Annotated in this window: 1 protein-coding gene; it reads left to right on the forward strand. The window is 71.8% G+C overall.

What is annotated here, in order from left to right:
* Positions 1-333 (forward strand): acyltransferase domain-containing protein (locus IH54_RS41140; RefSeq protein ID WP_043183741.1); only part of this gene is annotated, 333 nt, incomplete at both ends.

The following is a 333-nucleotide window of genomic DNA, read 5'->3' on the forward strand; positions in this document are numbered from 1 at the left end:
CGCCCACATCGCCGGCGTCCTCACCCTCGAAGACGCCGCCCGCCTCGTCACCGCCCGCGCCACCCTCATGGGCGAACTACCCCCCGGCGGCGCCATGGCGACCGTCAACGCGGGCGAGGAGGAGATCACCGCCTTCCTGGCGGACCACCACGGGCTGTCCGTCGCCGCGTTCAACACCCCCGTCAACACCGTGCTCTCCGGCCCTGCCGAGCAGATCACCGCCGCGGTGGAGTGGTGGAAGGGCCGGGGGCGCAAGGCGCGCGTCCTCCAGGTCTCGCACGCCTTCCACTCACCCCTCATGGACCCCGTCCTCACCCCCTTCACCCAAGCAAT

It is taken from the genome of Streptomyces sp. NRRL F-5123 (assembly GCF_000721495.1).
GTDB lineage: Bacteria > Actinomycetota > Actinomycetes > Streptomycetales > Streptomycetaceae > Actinacidiphila.